Consider the following 3,562-nt stretch of genomic DNA (forward strand, 5'->3'; position numbering starts at 1 on the left):
GCAGCGCGTTGTTGTGTTATTATTTTTTGATATTTTTAAGCGCTCACTGAAAATTTTGATAATGAATACAAAACTCATCCCGTCATTCCCTACAGTGAGGTTACGAACGCGATAGGGAATCTATTTATAGCGTGTTGTAGTGTTATTATATTTTGATATTTTTAAACGCTCACTGAAAACTCCAAGAATAAATATAAAACCCACTTCGTCATTCCCTATAGTGAGGTTACGAACGAGATAGGGAATCTATTTACAGCGTGTTGAATCGTTATTAATTATTATTTTTTAAATGTGTGATTGGTTATTTAAATAAGACAGAAATTGTTCAACATCATCATTGTATAATTTATCAGGATGTTTTTTATCATGGAATAAAATATGGTTTTTTATCCAATATAAGTAACTTTCAACAGTACGTTTTGCGTAGTTTTTTTGATACATGTATTCTTTTATGTAAGTTAGAAAGAGAGAAGCCATTGCGCACCTTTTATACTGTTAATACATACAGCAATTAGTATTAGTAAAAAAAGTGGAAACTAAAAGGCAGATGCCCGATTTTGTGACTTCTATCGGGCAGCCAATGTAATAATGTTTTTGATTTATAATGTTTTTTGTATAATGACGAATTAAATACGGGCGCAGGTTCAAAGAACAAATTCGGGCAAGTTGTTAATATAATAAGTTGTTAGACGCACATTCTTTCAAGTATCATCGCATTAATAAGGATTAAAATGTCTGAACAAGTACTAGATAAAATATCGAAGCAAGCTCAGGAATATTATAAAAACACGCCAGTGATAATATTAGGGAGTGGTGCCTCAGCTGCTTTTGGTATGTCTGGGATGTGGATATTAGCTCAGCATTTGATTAAGAATATTAAAGTTGATGATTTATCGGAATCAGAGCAAAGCTCGTGGTCGATGTTTTGTCAATTACTTAATGATGGCGTAGATCTTGAAACTGCGTTACATGATGTTCATTTGTCTCCAGTTTTAACAAATAGAGTGGTTTCAAGTACGTGGGAATTATTGGCCCCAGAGGATGTTAAAGTCTTTAATCGTTCTTTTAATGAGCCAACTTTATTTCCACTGGGTAAGTTATTAAAACATATGTTTAGAAGTACGGCTAAAGAGCTAAATATAATTACTCCAAATTATGACAGATTAGCTGAATATGCATGTGAACAAGAAGGTATACATCATTATGACGGCTTTTCTCATGGTTATAAGGGACATTTAGTTAAAAAGAATCATTTAACCTGTTTACGTCAAGTCAACATTTGGAAGGTGCATGGTTCTCTAGGTTGGTTTACAAATAATAATAAAGTGATTATGTCGCTAGGGATAATGGATTCAATCCCTAGCGGGTTGAATCCATTGATTGTTACACCCGGTATAGAAAAGTATAGAAGTACTCATAAAGAGCCATATAAAACGATAATTCATGAATCTGATGATGTTATGGATAAAGCTACATCGTATTTGTGTGTTGGTTTTGGTTTTAATGACGATCATATACAAACAAAATTGGTTAATAGATGTGCAAATGATGATGCAGCAGTCATTATTATTACTCACAAGTTAACTGATGCTGCAAAAGAGTTTATTTTAAACCGAAATGCTGAAAGATATTTGGCAATAGAATCGTCTTCTAATGATGGAAAATCCATAATTTATAGCTCCTTAATTAAGGAAGCAATCGAAGTTGACGGAGATTATTGGTCTCTTAATGGTTTTCTAAATTTTATAATGTAAGGGAAAGTATGACAATTTTTAATTTTAGTGATGACGAAGCATTAGGAAAAGTTGCTTCTGTAGACACTGCAACCGTAATTATATCCGTAGATGATGTTGAACAGCTAAAGCGATTGCAAGTAAATAGATTGGCTGTATTACAAAGTAGTAAACCCGGACAACATTTAATTGGTATTATCAATCAGGTAACTAGAAAAAAGTTAGCAATGCCATCTATTGAAGATCAAGGTGAACAAGAAGACGAACAAAACTTATGTAAGGTTGCATTAATTGGGTCTCTTATCGATGCTGAAGGTTTAAGGAGAAATGTCTTTAGAAGAACCCTTGAAAGTGTTCCTGAAATTGATGCGAATTGCTTCTCACTTGAAGGTGATAAATTAACAGCGTTTATGCGGATTATATCTCATGCAGAGGCTGATGGTAATTCACTAACTTTGGGAAAATATACTTTAGATGAAAATGCGGTAGCATACCTAAATGGTAATAAATTTTTTCAACGCCATGCATTTATCGGTGGTAGTACAGGGGCAGGTAAGTCTTGGACAACAGCATTAATCATTGAGCAGGTTGCTAAGTTAAAAAATGCTAATGCAATTATTTTTGATCTTCACGGTGAATACTCACCCTTAAAAGGTGAAGGTATAAGCCATTTCAAAGTTGCTGGACCGGGAGATATAGAATCAGGTCGAACACTTTCCGATGGCGCAATATATTTACCGTATTGGTTGCTATCATATGAAGCATTAGTATCATTGTTTGTTGACCGTAGTGACCAAAATGCTCCGAATCAGTCAATGCTTATGGCTAGAGAAGTTAATGCAGCTAAAACAAAATATCTAGAAGATGGCGGACATAAAGATATTTTAGATAACTTTACGGTAGATAGCCCTGTACCATTTGACTTGGAAGCTTTACTTAAATCATTGAACGATATTAATGTTGAGCAAGTACCAGGAGCAAGAAGTGGTACGACTAAAGCGGGAGAATTTAACGGTAAATTAAGTCGAATGATTTCTCGTTTAGAAAATAAAATATCTGATCGCCGATTAGGTTTTTTATTTCAAGGGGGGAAAGATGTACTTGAATTCGATTGGTTAAATCGGTTAGCTGATGCTTTACTTGGCAGCAGCGCAGAAAATAATCGAGGCGGAGTTAAAATAATAAACTTCTCAGAAGTACCTTCAGATGTATTACCATTGATTGTATCGTTAGTTGCTCGTTTAGCTTTTTCTATACAACAATGGACGCCTTCAACAATTCGACATCCTGTCGCATTACTATGTGATGAAGCACATTTATATATACCTAATAAAAATGTTGCTGGTGCGACAGATGATATATCTATTCAAATTTTTGAAAGGATCGCTAAGGAAGGCCGTAAGTATGGAGTTAGCTTAGTGGTTGTGACACAGAGACCGTCTGAAGTTAACAAAACTATCATTAGCCAATGTAGTAATTTTGTAGCCATGAGACTCACTAATTCTGATGATCAAGCGGTTATAAAAAAATTGCTTCCTGATAGTCTAGGTGGATTTAGTGATATATTACCAACACTTGATACAGGTGAAGCTTTAGTTGTTGGCGACGCAAGTTTATTACCAAGTCGAATCCGTATTGATGAACCAGCCAATAAACCTGACAGTGGGACAATTGAATTCTGGAAAGAGTGGCAAGGGGATGTATCTGTTGGGCGATTAAGTTCAGCGGTAGATAATTGGCGTAAGCAAAACATACAATAATGTGCGTCTAACAAATAAGGATATGTGTCGCGCAGCCGACACCTATCCGAAGTGTTGGACAAGCCCGAG

General features: G+C 35.1%; 3 protein-coding genes. 2 read left to right on the forward strand and 1 reads right to left on the reverse strand.

The window, feature by feature from the left end:
• Positions 1 to 285 precede the first annotated feature (285 nt).
• Positions 286 to 477: a phage integrase N-terminal SAM-like domain-containing protein gene (locus Q0V26_RS17920; protein ID WP_363316476.1), complete on the reverse strand. Its 192-nt coding sequence runs from the start codon at positions 475 to 477 to the stop codon at positions 286 to 288.
• Positions 478 to 731: 254 nt separating this feature from the next.
• Between Q0V26_RS17920 and Q0V26_RS17850 the strand changes: the two genes are divergently transcribed.
• Both Q0V26_RS17850 and Q0V26_RS17855 read left to right on the forward strand, forming a co-directional pair.
• On the forward strand, positions 732 to 1,754 hold the full coding sequence (locus Q0V26_RS17850) for an SIR2 family protein (protein ID WP_297486335.1): 1,023 nt from the start codon (positions 732 to 734) through the stop codon (positions 1,752 to 1,754).
• An 8-nt stretch (positions 1,755 to 1,762) separates the two neighbouring features.
• Positions 1,763 to 3,493, forward strand: a complete 1,731-nt coding sequence (locus Q0V26_RS17855) for a DUF87 domain-containing protein (protein ID WP_297486337.1) — start codon at positions 1,763 to 1,765, stop codon at positions 3,491 to 3,493.
• Positions 3,494 to 3,562 lie beyond the last annotated feature (69 nt).

The sequence above is a fragment of the uncultured Photobacterium sp. genome (genome assembly GCF_947039875.1).
In the GTDB taxonomy this organism is placed as follows: domain Bacteria; phylum Pseudomonadota; class Gammaproteobacteria; order Enterobacterales; family Vibrionaceae; genus Photobacterium.